The following is an 18,734-nucleotide window of genomic DNA, read 5'->3' as shown; positions in this document are numbered from 1 at the left end:
GTTCAGAAATATGGACGTCGATCAGAATGGTGCACGGGTCGACAGGCTCGGTGCACGGCCCAGGGAGCGCCCGTGACCTCAGCCCCGCTCGCCGCCCGGCTCACCCGGGTCGAAGGACCGCTGTTCTTCCCCGTCACCGCGTACGGACCGGACGGCAGCCTCGACCTCGATGCCTTCCGCGCCCATGTGAGAACCGGCATCGACTCCGGCGCGGCCGCGGTCTTCGCGTGCTGCGGCACGGGCGAGTTCCACGCTCTCACCCCCGAGGAGTTCCGCGACTGCATCGCCGCGGCCGTCGAAGAGACGGCCGGCGAGGTGCCCGTCGTCGCCGGCGCGGGCTACGGCACCGCGCTCGCCGTCCAGTACGCCCGGCTCGCCGAGGACGCGGGCGCGGACGGACTCCTCGCCATGCCGCCCTACCTGGTCGTCGCCGACCAGACCGGACTGCTGCGCCACTACACCGCGCTCGCCGCGGCGACCTCCCTCGACGTCATCGTCTACCAGCGCGACAACGCCGTCTTCACCCCCGAGACCGTCGTCGAACTCGCCCAGGTCGAGGGCATCATCGGCCTCAAGGACGGCTACGGCGACCTCGGTCTGATGCAGCGCATCGTCAGCGCCGTCCGCCGCGAGCTGCCCGAGCGGGACTTCCTCTACTTCAACGGGCTGCCCACCGCCGAGCTCACCGGCCTCGCCTACCGGGGCATCGGCATCACCCTGTACTCCTCCGCCGTATTCGCCTTCGCCCCCGACATCGCCCTCGCCTTCTACCGCGCGCTGACCACCGGCGACGACAAGACCGTCAACCGGCTGCTGGACGGCTTCTTCGTACCGCTCGTCGAACTGCGCGACACGGGCCGCGGATACGCCGTCTCGCTCGTCAAGGCGGGCGTACGGCTGGAAGGCCTGGACGTCGGCGAAGTGCGGCCGCCGCTGAGCGAACCCCTGGCCGTCCACATCAAGGCGCTGGCGGGACTCATCGAACGCGGCCGCGCGCTGCTGGAGGACGGCGCGTGAAGACCTCCGCCTTCCTCTACCCCTGGGACGTCGTCGGCGACCCGGACGCCGCCGCCCGCATCGCCGGCCTCGGCGTCCAGCAGGTCACCCTCGCGGCCGCCTACCACTCCACCCGCGCTCTGACCCCGCGCCACCCGCGGCACCGGATCGTCACCGCCGAACACGCCGCGGTGCTCTACGAGCCGGACGAGGCGCGCTGGGCCGGCCGGGAGCTGCGCCCGTACGCCGCCGGGGGCTGGGCCCCCGGTGACGCGTACGGCGAAGCGGCCGCCGCACTCGCCGATGCCGGGCTCGAGGTCCACACCTGGGTGGTCCTCGCCCACAACTCCCGCCTCGGCGCGGAGCATCCGGAGACCTCCGTGGTCAACGCCTACGGAGACCGCTACCCCTGGGCGCCCTGTATCGCGCAGCCGGCCGTCCGCTCCCTGCTGGTGGATCTCGCGGCCGAGGCGGCGACCCGGCCCGGTGCGCGCGGCACCGAGCTGGAGTCCTGCGGCTGGTACGGCCTCGCGCATCTGCACGCCCACGACAAGATCGCGGGCGTGGCGCTCGGCGACGCGGCGCAGTTTCTGATGTCGCTGTGCTTCTGCGCCGCGTGCGCTGAGGGCTACGTGGCACAGGGCGTGGAGCCGCAACTGCTGTCCGCCGCTGTACGGAACGCGCTGGAGCCGGTCTGGGCGGGCGTGGCGCCGTCGGACGCCGGGATCGAGAGACTGCTCGGCGCCGAACTCACGGCGGCGACGCTGGACTTCCGGACACGGACGGCGCGCACGCTCCAGGAGTCCGCGGTCGCGGCGGTGCGGGCGGCCGCGCCGGCCGGCTTCCAAGTGCTGCTGCACGCGGACCCCGTGGCCTGCCACGGCGGGGCGAACGCGGGGGTGGACCCCGCGCATGTCCTGTCCGTGGCGGACGGAGTGGTGGTGCCGTGCACGGGTGGCGCGCGGCTGCTGGAGCCCTTCGCGAGCCGTGGCGTGGCCGGCTCCGTGCTCGCCGCGAACTTCACGGTGGTGAGGGGGATGGGGGGCAGTCCGGGGACGCTGGCGGAGGACGCGGCGCGGGCGGTGGGGCTCGGGGCGAATGAGCTGCGGCTCTACCATGCGGGGTTGGCGTCCGACGGGGACCTGGCGGTGGTGTCGGCGGCGCTGTCCGGGCCGGCCTGACGGGGCCCTTGCCGGGGCTCCGCCCCAGACCCCGCGCCTCAATCGCCGGCGAGGCTCATGTTGGGGCTCCGCCCAATCCCCGCGCCTCAATCGCCGCCGCCCCCGGATCCGTACGCGGGGTGAAAGTCCGGTGCGAAGTAACACGCGCATAACCTGGAACGGCCTTCTCGCAGGAACAATCCAGCTACCCCCCAGCCGGATCGCCGCCAACGAGGAGTGCCATGTCCGCACAGGTCGACCGCTACTTCCATATCAGCGCACGAGGCTCGACCTATGCGCGCGAGATACGCGGCGGCTTCGCCACGTTCTTCACGATGGCCTACATTCTCGTGCTCAACCCGATCATCCTGGGCAGCGCCGAGGACAAGTTCGGCGCCCACCTCTCCGGTCCCCAACTGGTCACCGTCACCGCCCTGGTGGCCGCTGTGATGACCGTGATCATGGGCATCGGCGGCAATCTGCCGCTCGCCATCGCCGCCGGACTCGGGCTCAACGCCGTCGTCGCCTTCCAGATAGCGCCGCTGATGAGCTGGCCCGACGCGATGGGGCTTGTCGTACTCGAAGGCATCCTCATCTGCGTCCTGGTCGTCACCGGACTGCGCGAGGCCGTCATGCACGCCATCCCGTCCTCGCTCAAGCAGGCCATCAGCGTCGGCATCGGCCTCTTCATCGCCTTCATCGGCTTCGTCGACGCGGGCTTCGCCACCCGCATCCCCGGCGACACCGGCTCCGTGCCCGTGCAGCTCGGCGCGAGCGGACACCTCTCCGGCTGGCCCGTCCTCGTCTTCTGTCTCGGCGTCCTGCTCACCGTCGCGCTGATGGCCCGCAAGGTGAAGGGCGCGATCCTCATCTCCATCGTCGCCATGACCGTCCTGGCGATCGTCATCAACGAGAACGCCGACATCGACCCGCTCGCCTGGGGACTGACCGTTCCGTCCGTGCCCGACGATGTCGTGGCCGCGCCCGACTTCGGGCTCGTCGGCGACTTCAGCCTCTTCGGCGCCTTCGAGCAGATCGGGGTCGTCACCCTTGTCCTGCTCGTCTTCACGCTGATCCTCAGCGACTTCTTCGACACCATGGGCACGGTCGTCGGCATCTCCAACGAGGCCGGTCTGCTGGACGAGAACGGCAAGGTCCCGAACCTCGGCCGGGTGCTGCTGATCGACGGCGCCGCCGCGGTGGCGGGCGGCGCGGCCTCCGCGTCCTCCAACACCTCGTACATCGAATCGGCGGCCGGCGTCGGCGAGGGCGCGCGCACCGGATTCGCCTCCGTGGTCACCGGCGCGCTGTTCGCGCTCGCGCTCTTCTTCACCCCGCTCGCGACCGTCGTCCCGGCCCAGGCCGCCGCCCCCGCGCTCGTCGCCGTCGGCTTCCTGCTGATGGCGCAGGTGCGGCACATCGACTGGGAGCGGTACGAGATCGCCATCCCGGCCTTCCTGACGATCGCGGTCATGCCGTTCACGTACTCCATCACCAACGGCATCGGCGCCGGCTTCCTCGCCTACGTCGTCATCAAGACGGTGCTGGGCAAGGCGCGCGACGTGCACTGGCTGCTGTGGGGCACGGCGGCGCTGTTCGCGGTCTACTTCGCGATCGACCCGCTCGAGCAGCTCCTCGGCGTCAAGTAGGGGTCAGGACGTCAGGGCCGCGGCCATCATCTTCTTCGCGATGGGCGCGGCCAGACCGTTGCCGCTGACCTCCGAGCGGGCGGCGCCCGAGTCCTCGATCAGCACGGCGACCGCGACCTCCTTGCCGGTGGAGGAGTCCTTGGCGTAGGAGGTGAACCAGGCGTACGGCGTCTTGCTGTTGTTCTCGCCGTGCTGGGCGGTGCCCGTCTTGCCGCCCACCTCCGCGCCGTCGATCCGGGCGTTGGTCCCGGTGCCCTTGTCCACCACGGTGACCATCGCGCTCCGCAGCTGCTCGGCGGTCGATGAGGAGACGATGCGCTGCGACGCGCCGTCCTCGTAGGAGTTGAGCGTGCTGCCGTCGGCGTCCACGACCTTGGAAACCATGTGCGGCGACCGCATGACGCCGTCGTTGGCGATGGCCGCCGAGACCATGGCCATCTGCAGGGGAGTCGCGGTCACATCGAACTGGCCGATGCCGCTGTAGGCGGTCGAGGGCTTGTCCATGCCGGTCGGATACACGCTCGGCAGGGCCCGCACGGGGGAGTCCTGCTTCGTGTCGTTGAAGCCGAACTTCTCCGCCATCGCCCGGACCTTGTCCTGGCCGAGATCGACGGCGAGCTTCCCGAAGACGTTGTTGCAGGAGTACTGGAGTGCGGTGCGCAGGCTCGCGTTCTCGCAGGGCGCGGACTTGTTCTCGTTCTCCAGGGCCCGGCTCGTGCCGGGCGGGGTGTACGGATCGGGGCTGTCCGTCCTCGCGTCCACCGACGCGTAGCGCCCGTCCTCCAGGGCCGCCGCCGCGACCACCAGCTTGAAGGTCGAGCCGGGTGGCAGCGGCTGCCGCAGTGCCCGGTTCACCAGCGGCTTGTCCGGGTCGGCCAGGAGCTTCTGCCAGGTCTCGCCGTCCGTCGTCCCGCTGATCTTCGAGGGGTCGTACGAGGGGGTGCTGACCATCCCCAGGATCTTCCCGGTCTTCGGGTCGATGGCGACTGCGGCGCCCTTGGTGTCGCCGAGTGCCTGGTAGCCCGCCTTCTGGACCGCCGGGTCGATGGTGGTCAGCACATCGCCCGGCTCCTGCTGCTTGCCGGTGAGCGCGTCGATGGGGTTCTTCAGCCGGCTGTCGGTGCCGTCGAGGACATGGCTGTAGATGCCCTCCAGCTGGGTCGCGCCGTACGCCTGCGAGCTGTAGCCGGTGACCGCGGCGTAGAGCGCGCCGTCGGTGTACGTGCGTTTGTACGCGAGATCGCCGCCGGTCGTCCGCTTCGAGCCGGTGACCGCCGATCCGGCCACGACGATGTCGCCGAGCGGCTGCGCGTACTGCGCGATGATCTTGCGCCGGTTCTTGTCGTTGTCCGCGAGTGCCGTGGCTTCGTACGCCTGGACCCAGGTCGCCCGCACCAGCAGGGCGAGGACCAGCAGCAGACTGAAGACCGCGGCGTTCCTGATCGTCTTGTTCATCCCTCGTAGGGACGAGCGGGACTCGGGAAGCCGTTCCCCGTTCGTCCCCTTTCTCAGGTTTCTCAGGAATTCCTCATGTCCATCTCCGCGTCACCGGGGCGAGACGAACCCCGACTCGTACGCCGCGATCACCGCCTGTGTACGGTCCCTGGCGCCCGTCTTCGCGAGGACCGCCGCCACATGCGTCTTCGCCGTCGCGGGACCCACACCCATCCTGCCGGCGATCTCCGCGTTGGTCAGGCCCGTCGCCATCAGCCGCAGCACCTCGGCCTCGCGCTCGGTCAGCCTGGCCGCCCACGGCGGGGGAGCGGCCGGCTGCCGGCTGCCGTACTCGGCGGCCAGGGAGCGCAGTGCCGACGGGAAGAGCAGCGAGTCGCTGCGGGCGACGAGACGGACGGCCTGGACGAGCTCCTCGGCGGCTGCTCGCTTGAGCAGAAAACCGGCCGCTCCCGCGCGCAGCGCGTCGTACACATAGGAGTCGTTCTCGAAGGTCGTCACCACCACGATCCGGGGCGGCTCCGCCAGGGTGCCCAGGATCTGCTCGGTGGCCCGGATGCCGTCGATCTCGGGCATCCGCACATCCATCAGCACCACATCGGGGCGCAGCTCGCGCACCACCGACACCGCCTCCGCGCCCGTCGACGCCTCGCCGATCACCTCCAGGTCGGGCTCGGCGTCTAGGATGACGCGCAGCGCCGTACGGACCATCCGCTCGTCGTCGGCGATGACGACCCGGATCGCGCTCATCGGCGGCCCGCCAGGGGGAGCCGGGCCGACAGCCGCCACAGCGCACCCTCGGGGCCCGCCTGCGCGTGCCCGCCGAGCAGCGTGGCCCGCTCGGCGATGCCGCGCACTCCGCGGCCGCCTCCCGGGCGGACCGCCGGGGCCCTGCCGGGCAGCGGATTCTCCATCGTGATCTCCAACTCCTCGCCGCGCAGGGCGATCCACAGGGACACGGGGGGCGCCCCGGCGTGGCGCAGGGCGTTGCTCAGGCCCTCCTGGACGATGCGGTACGCCTCGCGGGAGACGGGCGCGGGGACGGCCGCCAGGTCGCCGTCGGCGATGAGCGACACCGGGACCCCACTGCGCGCGAGCATTCCGTCCAGGGTGTCCAGGGCCGGTCCGCCGAGCTGGGTGGTGTGGTCGTCGTCCTGGCGCAACAGGCCCAGTACGGAGTCGAGTTCGCCCACCGTGCGCCGGGTGGTCTCCTCGATCGCGGCCAGTGCCTCCCGTACGAAATCCGGATCGCTGTCCAGGACCCTGCGGGCCGCGCCCGCCTGCAGGGTGACGGCGCTCAGGGCGTGGCCCACCGAGTCGTGCAGCTCGCGGGCGAGCCGGTTGCGCTCGGCCAGTTCGGTGGCCCGGCGCTCCGCGGCGGCCAGCCGGTCCGCGGGGGTGTGGCCGAGAAGGACCTGCGCCTGGCGGGCCAGCAGTGCCCCGGCCGCCGCCGCACAGGCGGCGAGCGCGATCAGCATGGCGATCCCGGCGAACGGGAACAGGGCCAGCTGCCAGGCCGGGTAGTGCGGCATCTCCAGCCAGTCCCGCAGCGAGGGGAAGAACGGCACCACGATCAAGCTCACGGCGAACGGCGGCAGCGCGAGCGTGGCCCCGCTGATCAGCGCGCCGATCCCCACATGCAGCGTGAACCAGCCCGAGGTCCGCAGCCGCGCGGCCCGCGAGCGCGCCGGCCCCTCCGCGAACAGCTCGGCGGGCACCCCGCACAGCGCCTTGGCCACCGCCACCGACACCGGTCGGGCGAGCGGGAACAGCGCGGTCGCCGCGGCGATCGGCAGGGCGACGCCATACGCGCCGAACTGCACGGCGAGGGAGTTGGAGAACATGTTGCCCGAACCGAGGAGCGGGCCGACGACCACCGTGCCCACCAGCCAGTACGGCATCAACAGGGCGCCGCCCAGGATCAGATGGACCCAGCGAAGCCTGGCCCGCATCCCGAACAGCGCCCGGACGGACGCCTTGAGCACTCTTTTCACGCGCCGCGCCGCCGCAGGAACGAGGCGGTCCCGGTGGCGACGAGCAGACCGACGATCATGCCCACAGCGTAGGTCAGGGCCATCAACCCCGAGGCCCGCCCGCCTTCTTCACCAGCGGGCAGTACCGCGGCGATCAGCAGCCAGATGCCCCAGCAGCCCACCGCGCCCGAGCCCAGCCAGGCCATGGCCAGCGGCGCCTTCAACGGCAGCGCGGGGACCCGGCGGAAAGCGAGCATCAGCGCTCCGGCCACGGCGATGACCACAAAGAGGACGCTGATCCCCTCGAGTACGTAGAAGTCGGCCGTACGCTCTTCGATCCGTGCCTCGGAGAGACCGGTCGTCGCGCCGCACGCCCACAGCAGGCGCATCGTGGCGGGGAAGAGCGCGAGCACGGCGGCGGCCACGGCGGTCACCTTCAGCGTCCCGCCGATGGCGGCCGTGGGCAGGTCCCAGACCCGGCCCCGCCACACATGGTTCCAGCGCTCCCGCGCGTACAGCACGAAGAGTGTGCCGAGGGTCAGGCCCTGGACGATGAAACCGGAGTAGACGACGCCGAAGACCCACTCGTCGAGGAAGGGTTCACTCGTGGAGCGCTCGGCCTCGGCCCCGGTGAAGGCCCCGGCCAGCAGCTGGACCGGGAAGCCGACCATGATCGGGAGCAGCAGGCCGCCCGCGGTCCACATGGGGGCCGCCAGCAGCCAGGCGGGGACGCGGCGGCCCCAGGCCTGGACGAGCAGCAGCGCCAGGACGATGACGGCGCCGTCCATCAGGACGGTGATGCTGTTGGCGACGGCCATCAGGGCCCGGTTGTCGAGCAGCGCACTGCCGTCCGGTATGCCGGTCCGGCTGCCGGCGATCCAGGCGGTCTTGAGCCCGAGATAGGGGACGCAGGAGGCGATCGCGACGGCGCACAGCACCGTCCGGGCGCGTCCGGCGGGTACGGGGAAGGCGGCGGGAGCGAGCGGTGTCCGTGTCATGACACCCACGCTCCCGGGCCGGGCGGTCCCGCACCTCCTGCCCTGCGACGAACCCCCTCCGCCGCGCGGGGGAGGGGATCAGCCGGTCAGGGTGAGGAGCACCTCGTCGGTCTCCGCACCGCGGGCGTTCGCGAAGCTCCGCTCCGTGCCGGTGACAGTGAACCCGCACTTCTCCAGAACCCGGATCGAGCCGGCGTTGTCGGCGGCGGTACGGGCGGCCAGCGGCCGCTTCGGTGCGACGTCGAGCAGCGCGCGCAGGGCGGCGGTGGCGACGCCCCGGCCCCAGTACGCGCGGTCGATGACGTACGTGACCTCGCGCTCCTCGGGCGGTCCGTACACGGCGGTGTGGCCGACGACCACGCCGTCGGCGAGGACGGTCCGTATGACGGCGTCCGAGGCGCGGATCCGCGCCCAGTGCGCGTCGAAGGCGGCACGGTCGGTGGGGTCCTTGGAGGTGAAGGCGGCCATCCGGTTCGACGCGGGGTCGCTCATGTGCCGGAAGAAGTCCGGCAGATCACTGTCGATCACCTCGCGGAGGGTGACATGCGCGGCCATTCAGAGCCTCCGGGTGGCGAGCGTCAGCCGGTCGCGCGCGTCGAAGAGCGCGTCCTTGATCATCTGCTCATGCGCGGGGGTCAGCCGGGCCACCGGCACGGAGCAGCTGATCGCGTCGCGCGCCGGGGTGCGGTACGGGATCGCGATGCCGAAGCAGCGCAGTCCGAGGGTGTTCTCCTCGCGGTCCACGGCGTAGCCCTGCTCGCGGATGAGGTGCAGCTCCTCGATGAGCTTCTCGCGGTCGGTGATGGTGTGCTCGGTGAGCGGCGCCATGGTCTCCGGCAGCATCTTGCGCACCTGCTCGTCGCTGTGGGTGGCGAGCAGCGCCTTGCCCAGCGAGGTGGAGTGGGCGGGCAGCCGGCGGCCGACGCGGGTGAAGGGACGCAGATAGTGCTGCGACTGGCGGGTGGCGAGATAGACGACATTGGTGCCGTCGAGCCGGGCGAGGTGGATGGTCTCGGTGGTGTCGTCGGAGAGCCGGTCCAGGGTGGGGCGGGCGGCCGCGACGACCTCGTCCCCGTCGATGTAGGAGGTGCCGACCAGCAGGGCGCGTACGCCGATGCCGTACCGCGTGCCCGTCGCGTCCGTCTCCACCCAGCCGAGCTCCACCAGGGTGCGCAGCAGCATGTAGAGGCTGGACTTGGGGTAGCCGACGGCCTCCTGGACCGCGGCGAGTGAGTGCATGCCGGGGCGCCCGGCGAAGTATTCGAGCAATTCCACCGTCCGCACCGCGGACTTGACCTGTGCCCCACCGGAATCCGCCGTTGACATTGCTCTTCGCCCCTTCTTGACCGCGCAGAACGCCCGGAAATAGAGTCCCCACACATTCACCATCAGGAACGATGTTCAGAATACCGAACAAAACCCCTGATGGGTGGCAGTAGACCGGGAAGGAAGCCGCGGTGGCAGCAGCACCAGTCTGGAGTGTCGACCCCCGAACCGGGAACCCGCGTGAGCAGGTTGCCGTGGAGTCCACAGCCGATGAGATCGACCGCGCGGTCCGCGCGGCCGACGCCGCACGCTCCGCGCTCGCCGACCGGAGTGTACGCGCGCTCCTGCTGCGCACCGCCGCCGACCTCCTCGACGAGGCCGGCGAGCACGTCATCGAGGCCGCCGACGCCGAGACCGCGCTCGGTCCCACCCGCCTCACCGGTGAACTCGCGCGCACCACCGCCCAGTTGCGGGCCTTCGCCGAGATCGTCGACGAGGGAGCCTTCCTCGACATCCACATCGACCACGCCGACGGCACCCGCACGCCGCCGTGGCCCGACCTGCGCCGCTACAAGATCCCGCTCGGCGTCGTCGCCGTCTACGCCGCCAGCAACTTCCCGCTCGCCTTCTCCGTCCCCGGCGGCGACACCGCGAGCGCGCTGGCCGCCGGCTGCCCGGTCGTCGTCAAGGCGCACCCCGACCACCCCGGCACCTCGGAACTCTGCGCGTCAGTCCTGCGCAGGGCCGCCCACCGCGTCGGCCTGCCCGAGGACGTCGTGATCCTCGTGCACGGCTTCGAGGCGGGCATCGAGCTGGTCAGGCACCCGCTGGTCGCGGCCGCCGGCTTCACCGGCTCCGTACGCGGCGGGCGCGCGCTCTTCGACGCCGCGGCCGCCCGGCCCGCACCCATCCCCTTCCACGGGGAGCTCGGCTCACTCAACCCGGTCGTGATCACCGAGGCCGCAGCAGGCGAGCACGCGGAGCAGCTCGGCGCCGGGCTCGCGGGCTCGATGACCTTGGGCGAGGGGCAGTTCTGCACCAAGCCCGGCTTCGTCCTGGCCCCCGCGGGCGACGCGGGCGACCGGCTGCTCAAGTCCCTGACGGCCGCGGTCAGCGAGACCGAGCCCGGCGTGATGCTCGACCACCGGATGCGCGGTGCCTTCGTCGACGGCGTACGGGAGAGGGCCGAACTGCCGGACGTGGAGGCTCCCATCACCCCCGGCGCGGGCGGCGAGCACACCGTGAGCGCCGGCTTCCTCTCCGTACCCGCCCGGCTGCTGGCCGCCGAAGGGCCGCACGACCTGCTGCTCGAGGAGTGCTTCGGCCCGGTCACCGTCGTCGCCCGCTACGAGTCCGACGCCGAGATCACCGCGGTCCTCACCCGCCTGCCCGGCAACCTCACCGCCACCCTCCACCTCTCCGACGGCGAGGCCGCGGGCGAGGGCCGGGGCGCGGAGCTGCTCGCCGAACTCACCCCGCTCGCGGGCCGCGTCCTGGTCGGCGGCTGGCCGACCGGCGTCGCCGTCGCCCCCGCCCAGCACCACGGCGGCCCCTACCCAGCGACCACCTCCACCTCCACCTCCGTGGGGGCCACCGCGATCGAGCGCTGGCTGCGCCCGGTCACGTACCAGACGACCCCCGAGGCGCTGCTCCCGCCCGAGTTGCGCGACGAAAACCCGCTGGGGCTGCCGCGTCGGGTGGACGGCCGACAGGAGACTCCGGGAAGCTGAGCGCTGTGACCGACCAGATCGACCTGCCCGAGTTCCCCTTCCCGCTGCGGCCGTACGGCCCCGACGCCAACTGGTCGTACGAGAACGGGGTGCTGACCGGCTGGGCGGGAGCCAGGCAGGACCGCTTCGTACCGCCCGCGGGCGAGTCCCTGGAGCCCGCATCCGACGCGCCGCGCCTGCTCGGCGCGCCGGAGGGCGACTTCCAGCTCATCGCGCGCGTCACCGTCGGCTTCGCCGCGGCCTTCGACGCCGGCGTGCTCTATCTGCACGTCGGCGAGCGGGAGTGGGCCAAGCTCTGCCTGGAACTCTCCCCGGACAAGCCCACCATCTGCACGGTCGTCACCCGCGGCCACTCCGACGACGCCAACTCCTTCGTGGTGGACGGCGACAGCGCCTGGCTGCGGATCAGCAGGACCGGCAAGGCCTTCGCCTTCCACGCGTCGACGGACGGCGAGCGGTGGACCTTCGTACGGATCTTCGCCCTGGGCACCGAGGAGCAGGCGGGGGCCGCGCTCGTCGGCTTCCTGGCGCAGTCGCCGGTGGGCGAGGGCTGTGTGGCGACCTTCGACCGGATCGAGTACCGGCCCGGCTGGCCGGAGGGCCTGCGCGACGGCAGCTGACGGGCGGCCTTCTGACGGGCGTCGCCGCCGTGTCCGATACGGCGCCGACGGCCCGAACCGACTACAGCTCGTCGTATGTCGCACTGGCGCACAGTAGCCAGTACCACACTGCGGGACACACCGGAAACCATCGCAGACCCCATCGTCGAACTCACAGCACAAGGCATGGGCCAACTCCCGGCCGCACAACACTGGAGGAACCTGGTGGCCGTGGACCTCTCCTTCTACACCTCACCCCTGTCGGAAGAGATTCGAGACGAAGGCCGCGCCCAGGGCATCGCGCAGAGCATCGTTCTCCTGCTCGAGCAGCGCGACATCGTCGTTCCCGTCGCCGCCCGCGAACGCATCACCAGCTGCGGCGATCCCGAGATCCTGCGGCACTGGCTCGCCCGGACCATCACCGCATCCTGCGCAGAGGAGATCTTCGCAGAGGAATAGTCCCGCCCCGCCGAGGCGCAATCGGCCAGGGCGGACGGCCAATGCGAACGCCTCTGGTGTCAAGGTCGGCCGGGAACACCGATGCCTCTGCGACCAGGTATGTGGTCTGGGGATTCGGGGCGTTGAGCGAGATCAGACGACAGCATGTCCGTCGCGAGCCCGATCTCGGTCAGTGACAAATCTGCGTGTCTCCGCGCCCCGACTCCACGCCCGCCGGGTCCCGGAGAACCGGCGCCCGCCGGGTCCCGGAGAACCGGGACCCGGTCAACACCGTCAGCCGGAAGCTGGACCCAACGCATGGACCGGGTTCGTGCCGCACCTCACACCGGCGGCCCGTGCGGACGCGCTGCGCCTGCCGTCCTGGCCCGACCCGGCTGCGCGCCCTTCAGTTCTCGACGAGCCGGGCCACGAGGACGAAGCAGGCGCCCAGGAGCAGGGCGCTGATGTAGCCCGAAACCAGCCGCCGGCGCCCCCGGATCAGGTTCCGCACCGAGGCGACGATCGCGAACACGGCGGCGAGCATCCCGAGACCCCCGAGCACCGCGGCCGTCCAGTACGCCCAGCCGTGCTCCCCGAGGTACCGCAGCAGCATCATCGCGGGCACCAGCAGCACCAGCGCCGGCAGGCTGTCCGCGACCACGGTCTCCTTCGGCGCCCGCTCCACTTCCCCGACAGCCTGTGCCTCTTCGACGGCCCGCTCTGTCATTCCCGCTGCCTCCCTTGTCAGGAACTGCCCTCCGGAAAGGACGCGCGGCCCACCCGCCGGGTTGCCTCCACCGGACGGCCCGCGCTTACCGCCCATACGGCCGACGGCTCCTGCGAGGTCCCGCAGCGCTGATCACTGCCGATCGGACAGGTCGGCGGCCATGTGGAAGCCCTGCTGAGAGGCACCCCTCAACAATTCGCGATTGACCAGGCGTTGAGGGGGCCGCAGGGTGATCACATGGAGACCCTGGGCGGCGCCGAGTTCGCGCCGGACACGACGTATCTGAACACCTCCACCTGCGGGCTGCTGCCCCGCCGGACCGTCGCGGCGGTGACCGCGCTGGCCGAGGAGCTCGCCGCGGGGCGGCCGGGCGGGGCCGGTGACTTCTCGGAGGTGACCGCCGCCCGGCAGTCCTTCGCACGGCTCGCCGGCGTGGACGAGGAACGGGTGGCGGTCGGCGGCTCGGTCTCGGTGCACGTCGGACTGATCGCCGCCTCGCTGCCGACCGGCGCGGAAGTCCTCTTCCCCGAGGGCGAGTACGCCTCGGTCATCACGCCCTTCACGGTGCGCGCGGATCTCAAGCTGCGCTACGCACCGCTCGACGGCCTCGCCGACGCGGTACGTCCCGGCACCGCGCTGGTGGCCTTCTCGTCGGTGCAGTCCGCCGACGGCCGGATCGCCGATCTGCCGGCGGTACGCGCCGCCGCGGCCGCGCACGGCGCCCGTACGCTCGTCGACGCCAGCCAGTCGGCGGGCTGGCTGCCGCTGGACGCGGGCGCGTGGGACTACACCGTCACCGGCGGCTTCAAATTCCTGCTCTGCCCGCGCGGCGCGTCCTTCCTCACCGTGACCGAGGAGGCGCAGCAGTCCCTGCTGCCGATCCACGCCGGGACCTTCGCCGGTGAGGAGCTGTGGGGGACCACCTACGGGCCGGTCGAGGAGCTGGCGCTGTCGGCCCGCCGGTTCGACGAGCCGCCGGCCTTTCTCTCGTACCACGGGGCGAAGCAGTCACTGGCGCTGCTGGAGGAGATCGGCATCGACGCCGTGCACGCCCACAACACGGCGCTCGCCCGGCTCTTCCGGGCCGGTCTGACGGAGCTGGGGCACCAGGCGGTGCCCGGCGAGTCCGGCATCGTCGCCGTCCCCGGGCTCGGGCACCGCGTCGCGGAGCTGGCTCGCGCGGGCATCCTCGTCGCGGACCGGGCGGGCCATCTGAGGGTGGCCTTCCACCTGTACAACTGCTCCGCCGATGTGGAGCGGGTGCTGGACGTCCTGTCGGTCTGACCGGAGCGGATCAAACGCCCGGCTGCGCGTCCCGCCCGCCCCGGAGCTCGGCCCTGCGGTCGGGGCACTCCTCGGCCGCCGTGCAGAGGTTCTCCTCGACCTTGGCGAGCAGCCGGGTCAGCTCACGGCGCTCGTCCGCGTCGAGCCCGGCGAGCGTGTACGCCTCCAGATCGCCCCAGGCGTCCGTCACATCGGCGAGCAGGGCGCAGCTGTTGTCCGTGGCCTCGACGAGCACCGCGCGCCGGTCGTCCGGGTCCTGGCAGCGGCGTACATGCCCGGTCTGTTCGAGCCGCTGGAGCATCTTGGTGACGGTCGACGGGTCGAGGTCGACGGCCTTGATGAGCTCCGACTGCCGTACGGGGCCCGCGTCCCACAGCCGCATCATCACGAACTCCTGGCCGGGGTAGAGGCCGAGCCGCTTGAGCAGCTTGCCGGCGGCGATGCGATGGAGCCGGGCGACGCGGGAGATGGCGTGGCTGACCGGACCGCCGCGGGCGGCGATGGGCAGCTCGTCGGGGCACGCGGCGTTCGGCCGCGCGTCGGTACGGACGGGGTCGGCCTGCACCGGGGACGTGGCGGACATCGTGGCCTCCTCGGACCTCCTGGCTCAGGTACTGAGAGTACTCGCACAGGATTACCTTGGTCGACCAAGTAATACGCTACAGTGGCGCTCGCCGCAGATTTGATTGGCCGACCACATACTTCTTGGGAGCTTCCATGACCACCGCCTTCGACCCGATCGACCTGTCCGGCACCCGGCTGGGCAACCGGATCGCCATGGCGCCCATGACCCGTAGCCGGGCGCACGGCGAAGGGCTCACCGTCACCGACTCCACCGTCGAGTACTACAGCCAGCGCGCCTCGGCCGGCCTGATCATCACCGAGGGCATCCAGCCCTCGGTCGTCGGCCAGGGCTACCCGAACACCCCGGGCCTGCACAGCGCCGAGCAGGTGGCCGCGTGGCGCAAGGTCACCGACGCCGTGCACGCCGAGGGCGGGAAGATCTTCGCCCAGATCATGCACGCCGGACGCATCGGTCACCCGGTGCTCTGGCCGGAGCGGGAGCTGGTGAGCGTGGCCCCGTCCGCCGTCGCAGCCGAGGGCCAGCTCTACACGCACGAGGGGCCCAAGGACTTCATCGCCCCGCGCGAGCTGTCGGGCGACGAGGTGCGCCCCATCATCGGCGAGTTCGTCGAGGCGTCCCGTAACGCCATCGCGGCCGGCTTCGACGGCGTCGAGCTGCACGGCGCCAACGGCTACCTCATCCACCAGTTCCTGGCGCCCAACACCAACCTGCGCACCGACGAGTGGGGCGGCAGCGTCGAGAACCGCATCCGCTTCGCCGTCGAGGTCACCAAGGCCGTGGCCGAGGCGATCGGCGCGGAGCGGACCGGACTGCGGGTCTCGCCCGGCAACGTGTACAACGACATCAAGGAGACCGACCCGGAGGCGGTCTACCCCGCGCTGATCAACGAGCTGGAGCCGCTCGGCCTCGGCTATCTGCACGTCGTCGAGATGATGCCGGGGTTCCGGGAGATCACGCTCGGGCTGCGCAAGCAGTTCAGCGGCACCTTCATCCTCAACCCGGCGACCGAGGGCCCGACCGACCACGGGGCGCTGGGGCTGATCGAGGAGGGCAGCGCGGACATCCTCGCCTTCGGCGCGCTGTTCCTGGCCAACCCGGACCTGCCGGTCAGGCTCAGGACCGAAGGCCCGTACAACACCCCCGACACCGCCTCCTACTTCGGCGGTGACGACAAGGGCTACACCGACTACCCGGCCCTGTGACGCAGTTGACCGGTGGGGGCCCCTTCGCGAAGGGGCCCCCACCGGTCACGCCGGTCTCACCGTACGGGTGTGAAGTCCCGCGCGCCGATGAAGGCCGGGCGCGGCACCGGCGCCGCGAACGGCTTCACCGCCGCGTTCTCCACGCTGTTGAACACGATGAAGACATTGCTGCGCGGGTACGGGGTGATGTTGTCCCCGGAGCCGTGCATGCAGTTGCAGTCGAACCAGGTCGCCGACCCCGCCGGACCGGTGAAGAGCCGGATGCCGTGCCGGTCCGCGTACCGGGTCAGCGCCTCGTGCGACGGCGTTCCGGCGTCCTGCATCTGCAGCGACCTCTTGTAGTTGTCCTTCGGCGTCTCGCCCGCGCAGCCCAGGAACGTCCGGTGCGAGCCGGGCATGATCATCAGGCCGCCGTTGGTGTCCCGGTTCTCGGTCAGCGCGATCGAGACGGAGACGGTGCGCATGTTCGGCAGCCCGTCCTCGGCGTGCCAGGTCTCGAAGTCCGAGTGCCAGTAGAAGCCCGAGGCGCCGAACCCCGGCTTCACATTGATACGGGACTGGTGGACGTACACATCGGAGCCGAGGATCTGCCGGGCCCTGCCCACCACCCGCTCGTCGCGCACCAGCTGGGCGAAGACCTCGCTGAGCCTGTGCACCTCGAACACCGAGCGCACGTCCCCCGACTTCGGCTCGATGATCGAGCGCTCATCGGCCCGTACCGCCGGATCGGCGATCAGCCGGTCCAACTCCGAGCGGCAGAGCGCGACGTCGTCCTGCGAGATCAGCTCGTCGACGGTCAGGAAGCCGTCCCGCTCGAAGCCCATCAGCTCGGACGGGACGATCGGCCCCGGAGCGCCGGGCGAGGACCAGACGACCGGGTCCTGGCGCGTGGTCGTCACCTCGCCCACGCCACGGGTCGGGTACAGGTCGGCGCGTACAGGGGCGGTGGTCATCTTTCAGCCCTCCTCGGACTCGGTCAGCAGCGGGTAGACGCCGTTCTCGTCGTGGTCCTCCCGTCCGGTGACGGGCGGGTTGAAGACGCAGACACAGCGGAAGTCGGTCTTGGGGCGCATGGTGTGACGCTCATGGCCGTCCAGCAGATACATCGTGCCGGGCTCGATCCAGTGGGTCTCGCCGGTCTCGTCGTCGGTGAGCTCGGCCTCGCCCTCCACGCAGAGCACGGCCTCGATGTGGTTCGCGTACCACATCGACGTCTCCGTGCCCGCGTAGAGCACGGTCTCGTGGAGCGAGAAGCCGACCCGCTCCTTGGCGAGCACGATGCGCTTGCTCTCCCAGGTGCCGGACGCGGCCCTCACATGGCGGTCGGTGTTCTCGATGTCCTTGAACGATCGGACGATCACGGTGCGTCGGTGCCTTTCTCGTACGGGTGTCAGGCGGTCTCGCGGACGGAGCGGGCCAGAATGCGCAGGCCCTCGTCCAGCTCTTCGGGAGAGACGGTGAGCGCGGGCAGCAGTTTCACCACTTCGCCCTCCGGGCCCGAGGTCTCGAGCAGCAGCCCCAGTTCGAAGGCGCGGGCGCAGATGGCCGAGGCGCGCGGCTTGTCCTCGAACTCCAGGCCCCACACCAGACCGCGGCCACGGAAGCTCACACCGGCGCCGTCGTTCTCGTCGACGATGGCCAGCAGCGCACGCTCGATCTGCTCGCCGCGCGCCAGGGTCTGCTTCTCCATCTGGCCGTCGGCCCAGTAGGTGTTGAGGGCGGCGGCCGCGGTGACGAACGCCGGGTTGTTGCCGCGGAAGGTGCCGTTGTGCTCGCCCGGCTCCCAGATGTCCAGCTCCGGCTTGAACAGGCAGAGGGACATGGGCAGTCCGTAGCCGCTGATGGACTTCGACAGCGTGACGATGTCCGGCGTGATGCCGGCCTCCTCGAAGGAGAAGAAGCCGCCGGTACGGCCGCAGCCCATCTGGATGTCGTCGACGATCAGCAGCATGTCCTGGCGGTGGCACAGGTCCTGCAGCGCGCGCAGCCACTCGGCGCGGGCGACGTTGATACCGCCCTCGCCCTGCACCGTCTCGACGATGACGGCCGCGGGCTTGTTGAGCCCGGAGCCCTGGTCCTGGAGCAGTCGCTCGAACCAGATGAAGTCAGGGACCTGGCCGTCGAAGTAGTTGTCGAACGGCATCGGCGTGCCGTGCACCAGCGGGATTCCGGCGCCGGCCCGCTTGAAGGCGTTGCCGGTGACGGCGAGCGAGCCCAGCGACATGCCGTGGAAGGCGTTGGTGAACGAGACGACGGACTCGCGCCCCTTCACCTTGCGGGCCAGCTTCAGCGCCGACTCGACGGCGTTGGTGCCGGTCGGGCCGGGGAACATGACCTTGTACGGAAGGTCGCGCGGCCGCAGGATCACATTCTCGAACGACTCGAGGAAGGCGCGCTTGGCCGTGGTGGCCATGTCGAGGCCGTGCGTGATGCCGTCGCGCTCGATGTAGTCGATCAGCGCGCGTTTCAGCACCGGGTTGTTGTGCCCGTAGTTGAGCGATCCTGCGCCGGCGAAGAAGTCGAGGTAGGTGTGGCCGTCCTCGTCGTGGAGGTAGCTGCCCTGCGCGCGGTCGAACACGGCGGGCCAACTGCGGCAGTAGCTGCGCACCTCCGACTCCAGGGTCTCGAAGACACTCAGGGCGGGCGGGGTGATGGTCACAGCAGTCTCCAGAGG

The 18,734-nt window shown here is 71.0% G+C and carries 19 protein-coding genes; 8 read left to right on the top strand and 11 right to left on the bottom strand.

Going from position 1 to position 18,734, the window contains the following annotated elements; translation table 11 throughout:
• Positions 1–72 precede the first annotated feature (72 nt).
• The 3 genes from SLUN_RS09115 to SLUN_RS09105 all read left to right on the top strand — a co-directional run bounded on the left by SLUN_RS09115 (position 73) and on the right by SLUN_RS09105 (position 3,805).
• A complete protein-coding gene (locus SLUN_RS09115; protein ID WP_108148008.1) occupies positions 73–1,017 on the top strand; it encodes a 5-dehydro-4-deoxyglucarate dehydratase in 945 nt (314 codons plus the stop codon).
• Positions 1,014–2,177 (top strand): hypothetical protein, encoded by a 1,164-nt coding sequence (locus SLUN_RS09110; RefSeq protein ID WP_108148007.1) that lies wholly within the window; start codon positions 1,014–1,016, stop codon positions 2,175–2,177. The genes SLUN_RS09115 and SLUN_RS09110 overlap by 4 nt, the downstream gene beginning before the upstream one ends.
• A gap of 221 nt (positions 2,178–2,398) precedes the next feature.
• Positions 2,399–3,805, top strand: a complete 1,407-nt coding sequence (locus tag SLUN_RS09105) for an NCS2 family permease (RefSeq protein ID WP_108148006.1) — start codon at positions 2,399–2,401, stop codon at positions 3,803–3,805.
• A 3-nt stretch (positions 3,806–3,808) separates the two neighbouring features.
• Here SLUN_RS09105 and SLUN_RS09100 read toward each other — a convergent pair whose 3' ends face one another.
• From SLUN_RS09100 to SLUN_RS09075, 6 genes are all read right to left on the bottom strand, one after another.
• Positions 3,809–5,260 carry a peptidoglycan D,D-transpeptidase FtsI family protein gene (locus SLUN_RS09100; RefSeq protein ID WP_108148005.1) on the bottom strand — a complete coding sequence of 484 codons (1,452 nt, stop codon included), beginning with the start codon at positions 5,258–5,260 and terminating at the stop codon, positions 3,809–3,811.
• 90 nt (positions 5,261–5,350) lie between these two features.
• A complete protein-coding gene (locus SLUN_RS09095) occupies positions 5,351–6,007 on the bottom strand; it encodes a response regulator transcription factor (protein ID WP_108154616.1) in 657 nt (218 codons plus the stop codon).
• Complete coding sequence (locus SLUN_RS09090) at positions 6,004–7,209, bottom strand: sensor histidine kinase (RefSeq protein WP_108154617.1); 1,206 nt, start codon at positions 7,207–7,209, stop codon at positions 6,004–6,006. The genes SLUN_RS09095 and SLUN_RS09090 overlap by 4 nt, the downstream gene beginning before the upstream one ends.
• A gap of 38 nt (positions 7,210–7,247) precedes the next feature.
• Positions 7,248–8,228, bottom strand: coding sequence for a hypothetical protein (locus SLUN_RS09085; RefSeq protein ID WP_108148004.1), 981 nt, complete (start codon positions 8,226–8,228; stop codon positions 7,248–7,250).
• 78 nt (positions 8,229–8,306) lie between these two features.
• A complete protein-coding gene (locus tag SLUN_RS09080) occupies positions 8,307–8,783 on the bottom strand; it encodes a GNAT family N-acetyltransferase (RefSeq protein WP_108148003.1) in 477 nt (158 codons plus the stop codon).
• Entirely contained in the window at positions 8,784–9,554 is a 771-nt protein-coding gene (locus SLUN_RS09075) for an IclR family transcriptional regulator (protein ID WP_108148002.1), read from the bottom strand.
• A 131-nt stretch (positions 9,555–9,685) separates the two neighbouring features.
• On the opposite strand from SLUN_RS09075, the gene SLUN_RS09070 reads away from it, so the two are divergent.
• The 3 genes from SLUN_RS09070 (at position 9,686) to SLUN_RS39390 (ending at position 12,282) form a co-directional block, all read left to right on the top strand.
• Positions 9,686–11,224: an aldehyde dehydrogenase (NADP(+)) gene (locus SLUN_RS09070; protein ID WP_108148001.1), complete on the top strand. Its 1,539-nt coding sequence runs from the start codon at positions 9,686–9,688 to the stop codon at positions 11,222–11,224.
• A 5-nt stretch (positions 11,225–11,229) separates the two neighbouring features.
• Positions 11,230–11,844: a DUF1349 domain-containing protein gene (locus SLUN_RS09065; RefSeq protein WP_257153692.1), complete on the top strand. Its 615-nt coding sequence runs from the start codon at positions 11,230–11,232 to the stop codon at positions 11,842–11,844.
• Positions 11,845–11,919: 75 nt separating this feature from the next.
• A complete protein-coding gene (locus SLUN_RS39390; RefSeq protein WP_159100216.1) occupies positions 11,920–12,282 on the top strand; it encodes a hypothetical protein in 363 nt (120 codons plus the stop codon).
• Between the two features lie 385 nt (positions 12,283–12,667).
• Here the strand turns inward: SLUN_RS39390 and SLUN_RS09055 are convergent, their stop codons facing one another.
• Positions 12,668–12,988 (bottom strand): hypothetical protein, encoded by a 321-nt coding sequence (locus tag SLUN_RS09055; protein WP_108147999.1) that lies wholly within the window; start codon positions 12,986–12,988, stop codon positions 12,668–12,670.
• 237 nt (positions 12,989–13,225) lie between these two features.
• Here SLUN_RS09055 and SLUN_RS09050 point away from each other — a divergent pair, with 237 nt between their 5' ends.
• Positions 13,226–14,272, top strand: a complete 1,047-nt coding sequence (locus SLUN_RS09050; protein WP_108147998.1) for an aminotransferase class V-fold PLP-dependent enzyme — start codon at positions 13,226–13,228, stop codon at positions 14,270–14,272.
• 10 nt (positions 14,273–14,282) lie between these two features.
• Here SLUN_RS09050 and SLUN_RS09045 read toward each other — a convergent pair whose 3' ends face one another.
• Complete coding sequence (locus SLUN_RS09045) at positions 14,283–14,855, bottom strand: MarR family winged helix-turn-helix transcriptional regulator (RefSeq protein ID WP_108147997.1); 573 nt, start codon at positions 14,853–14,855, stop codon at positions 14,283–14,285.
• A 134-nt stretch (positions 14,856–14,989) separates the two neighbouring features.
• Here SLUN_RS09045 and SLUN_RS09040 point away from each other — a divergent pair, with 134 nt between their 5' ends.
• Positions 14,990–16,060, top strand: a complete 1,071-nt coding sequence (locus SLUN_RS09040) for an alkene reductase (protein ID WP_108147996.1) — start codon at positions 14,990–14,992, stop codon at positions 16,058–16,060.
• Positions 16,061–16,116: 56 nt separating this feature from the next.
• On the opposite strand, the gene thpD is transcribed toward SLUN_RS09040, so the two are convergent.
• From thpD to ectB, 3 genes are read right to left on the bottom strand one after another with little or no spacing between them, the layout of a single operon-like run.
• The gene (gene thpD / locus SLUN_RS09035) at positions 16,117–17,013 is read right to left on the bottom strand and encodes an ectoine hydroxylase (RefSeq protein ID WP_108147995.1); all 897 of its coding nucleotides are present in this window, start codon (positions 17,011–17,013) and stop codon (positions 16,117–16,119) included.
• Positions 17,014–17,016: 3 nt separating this feature from the next.
• The gene (locus SLUN_RS09030) at positions 17,017–17,421 is read right to left on the bottom strand and encodes an ectoine synthase (protein ID WP_108147994.1); all 405 of its coding nucleotides are present in this window, start codon (positions 17,419–17,421) and stop codon (positions 17,017–17,019) included.
• 29 nt (positions 17,422–17,450) lie between these two features.
• Positions 17,451–18,719 carry a diaminobutyrate--2-oxoglutarate transaminase gene (gene ectB, locus SLUN_RS09025; protein ID WP_108147993.1) on the bottom strand — a complete coding sequence of 423 codons (1,269 nt, stop codon included), beginning with the start codon at positions 18,717–18,719 and terminating at the stop codon, positions 17,451–17,453.
• Positions 18,720–18,734: the final 15 nt, after the last annotated feature.

Origin of the sequence: Streptomyces lunaelactis, assembly GCF_003054555.1 — a bacterium.
GTDB lineage: Bacteria > Actinomycetota > Actinomycetes > Streptomycetales > Streptomycetaceae > Streptomyces > Streptomyces lunaelactis.
This window is presented reverse-complemented; position numbering and strand designations above follow the sequence as displayed.

Bases quoted from the DNA above. Each gene is read 5' to 3' on its own strand.
- SLUN_RS09105 (WP_108148006.1), top strand. From the start codon at position 2,399: ATGTCCGCACAGGTCGACCGCTACTTCCATATCAGCGCACGAGGCTCG.
- SLUN_RS09100 (WP_108148005.1), bottom strand. From the start codon at position 5,260: ATGAACAAGACGATCAGGAACGCCGCGGTCTTCAGTCTGCTGCTGGTC.
- SLUN_RS09095 (WP_108154616.1), bottom strand. From the start codon at position 6,007: ATGAGCGCGATCCGGGTCGTCATCGCCGACGACGAGCGGATGGTCCGT.
- SLUN_RS09090 (WP_108154617.1), bottom strand. From the start codon at position 7,209: ATGCGGGCCAGGCTTCGCTGGGTCCATCTGATCCTGGGCGGCGCCCTG.
- SLUN_RS09085 (WP_108148004.1), bottom strand. From the start codon at position 8,228: ATGACACGGACACCGCTCGCTCCCGCCGCCTTCCCCGTACCCGCCGGA.
- SLUN_RS09080 (WP_108148003.1), bottom strand. From the start codon at position 8,783: ATGGCCGCGCATGTCACCCTCCGCGAGGTGATCGACAGTGATCTGCCG.
- SLUN_RS09075 (WP_108148002.1), bottom strand. From the start codon at position 9,554: ATGTCAACGGCGGATTCCGGTGGGGCACAGGTCAAGTCCGCGGTGCGG.
- SLUN_RS39390 (WP_159100216.1), top strand. From the start codon at position 11,920: ATGTCGCACTGGCGCACAGTAGCCAGTACCACACTGCGGGACACACCG.
- SLUN_RS09055 (WP_108147999.1), bottom strand. From the start codon at position 12,988: ATGACAGAGCGGGCCGTCGAAGAGGCACAGGCTGTCGGGGAAGTGGAG.
- SLUN_RS09050 (WP_108147998.1), top strand. From the start codon at position 13,226: ATGGAGACCCTGGGCGGCGCCGAGTTCGCGCCGGACACGACGTATCTG.
- SLUN_RS09045 (WP_108147997.1), bottom strand. From the start codon at position 14,855: ATGTCCGCCACGTCCCCGGTGCAGGCCGACCCCGTCCGTACCGACGCG.
- SLUN_RS09040 (WP_108147996.1), top strand. From the start codon at position 14,990: ATGACCACCGCCTTCGACCCGATCGACCTGTCCGGCACCCGGCTGGGC.
- thpD (WP_108147995.1), bottom strand. From the start codon at position 17,013: ATGACCACCGCCCCTGTACGCGCCGACCTGTACCCGACCCGTGGCGTG.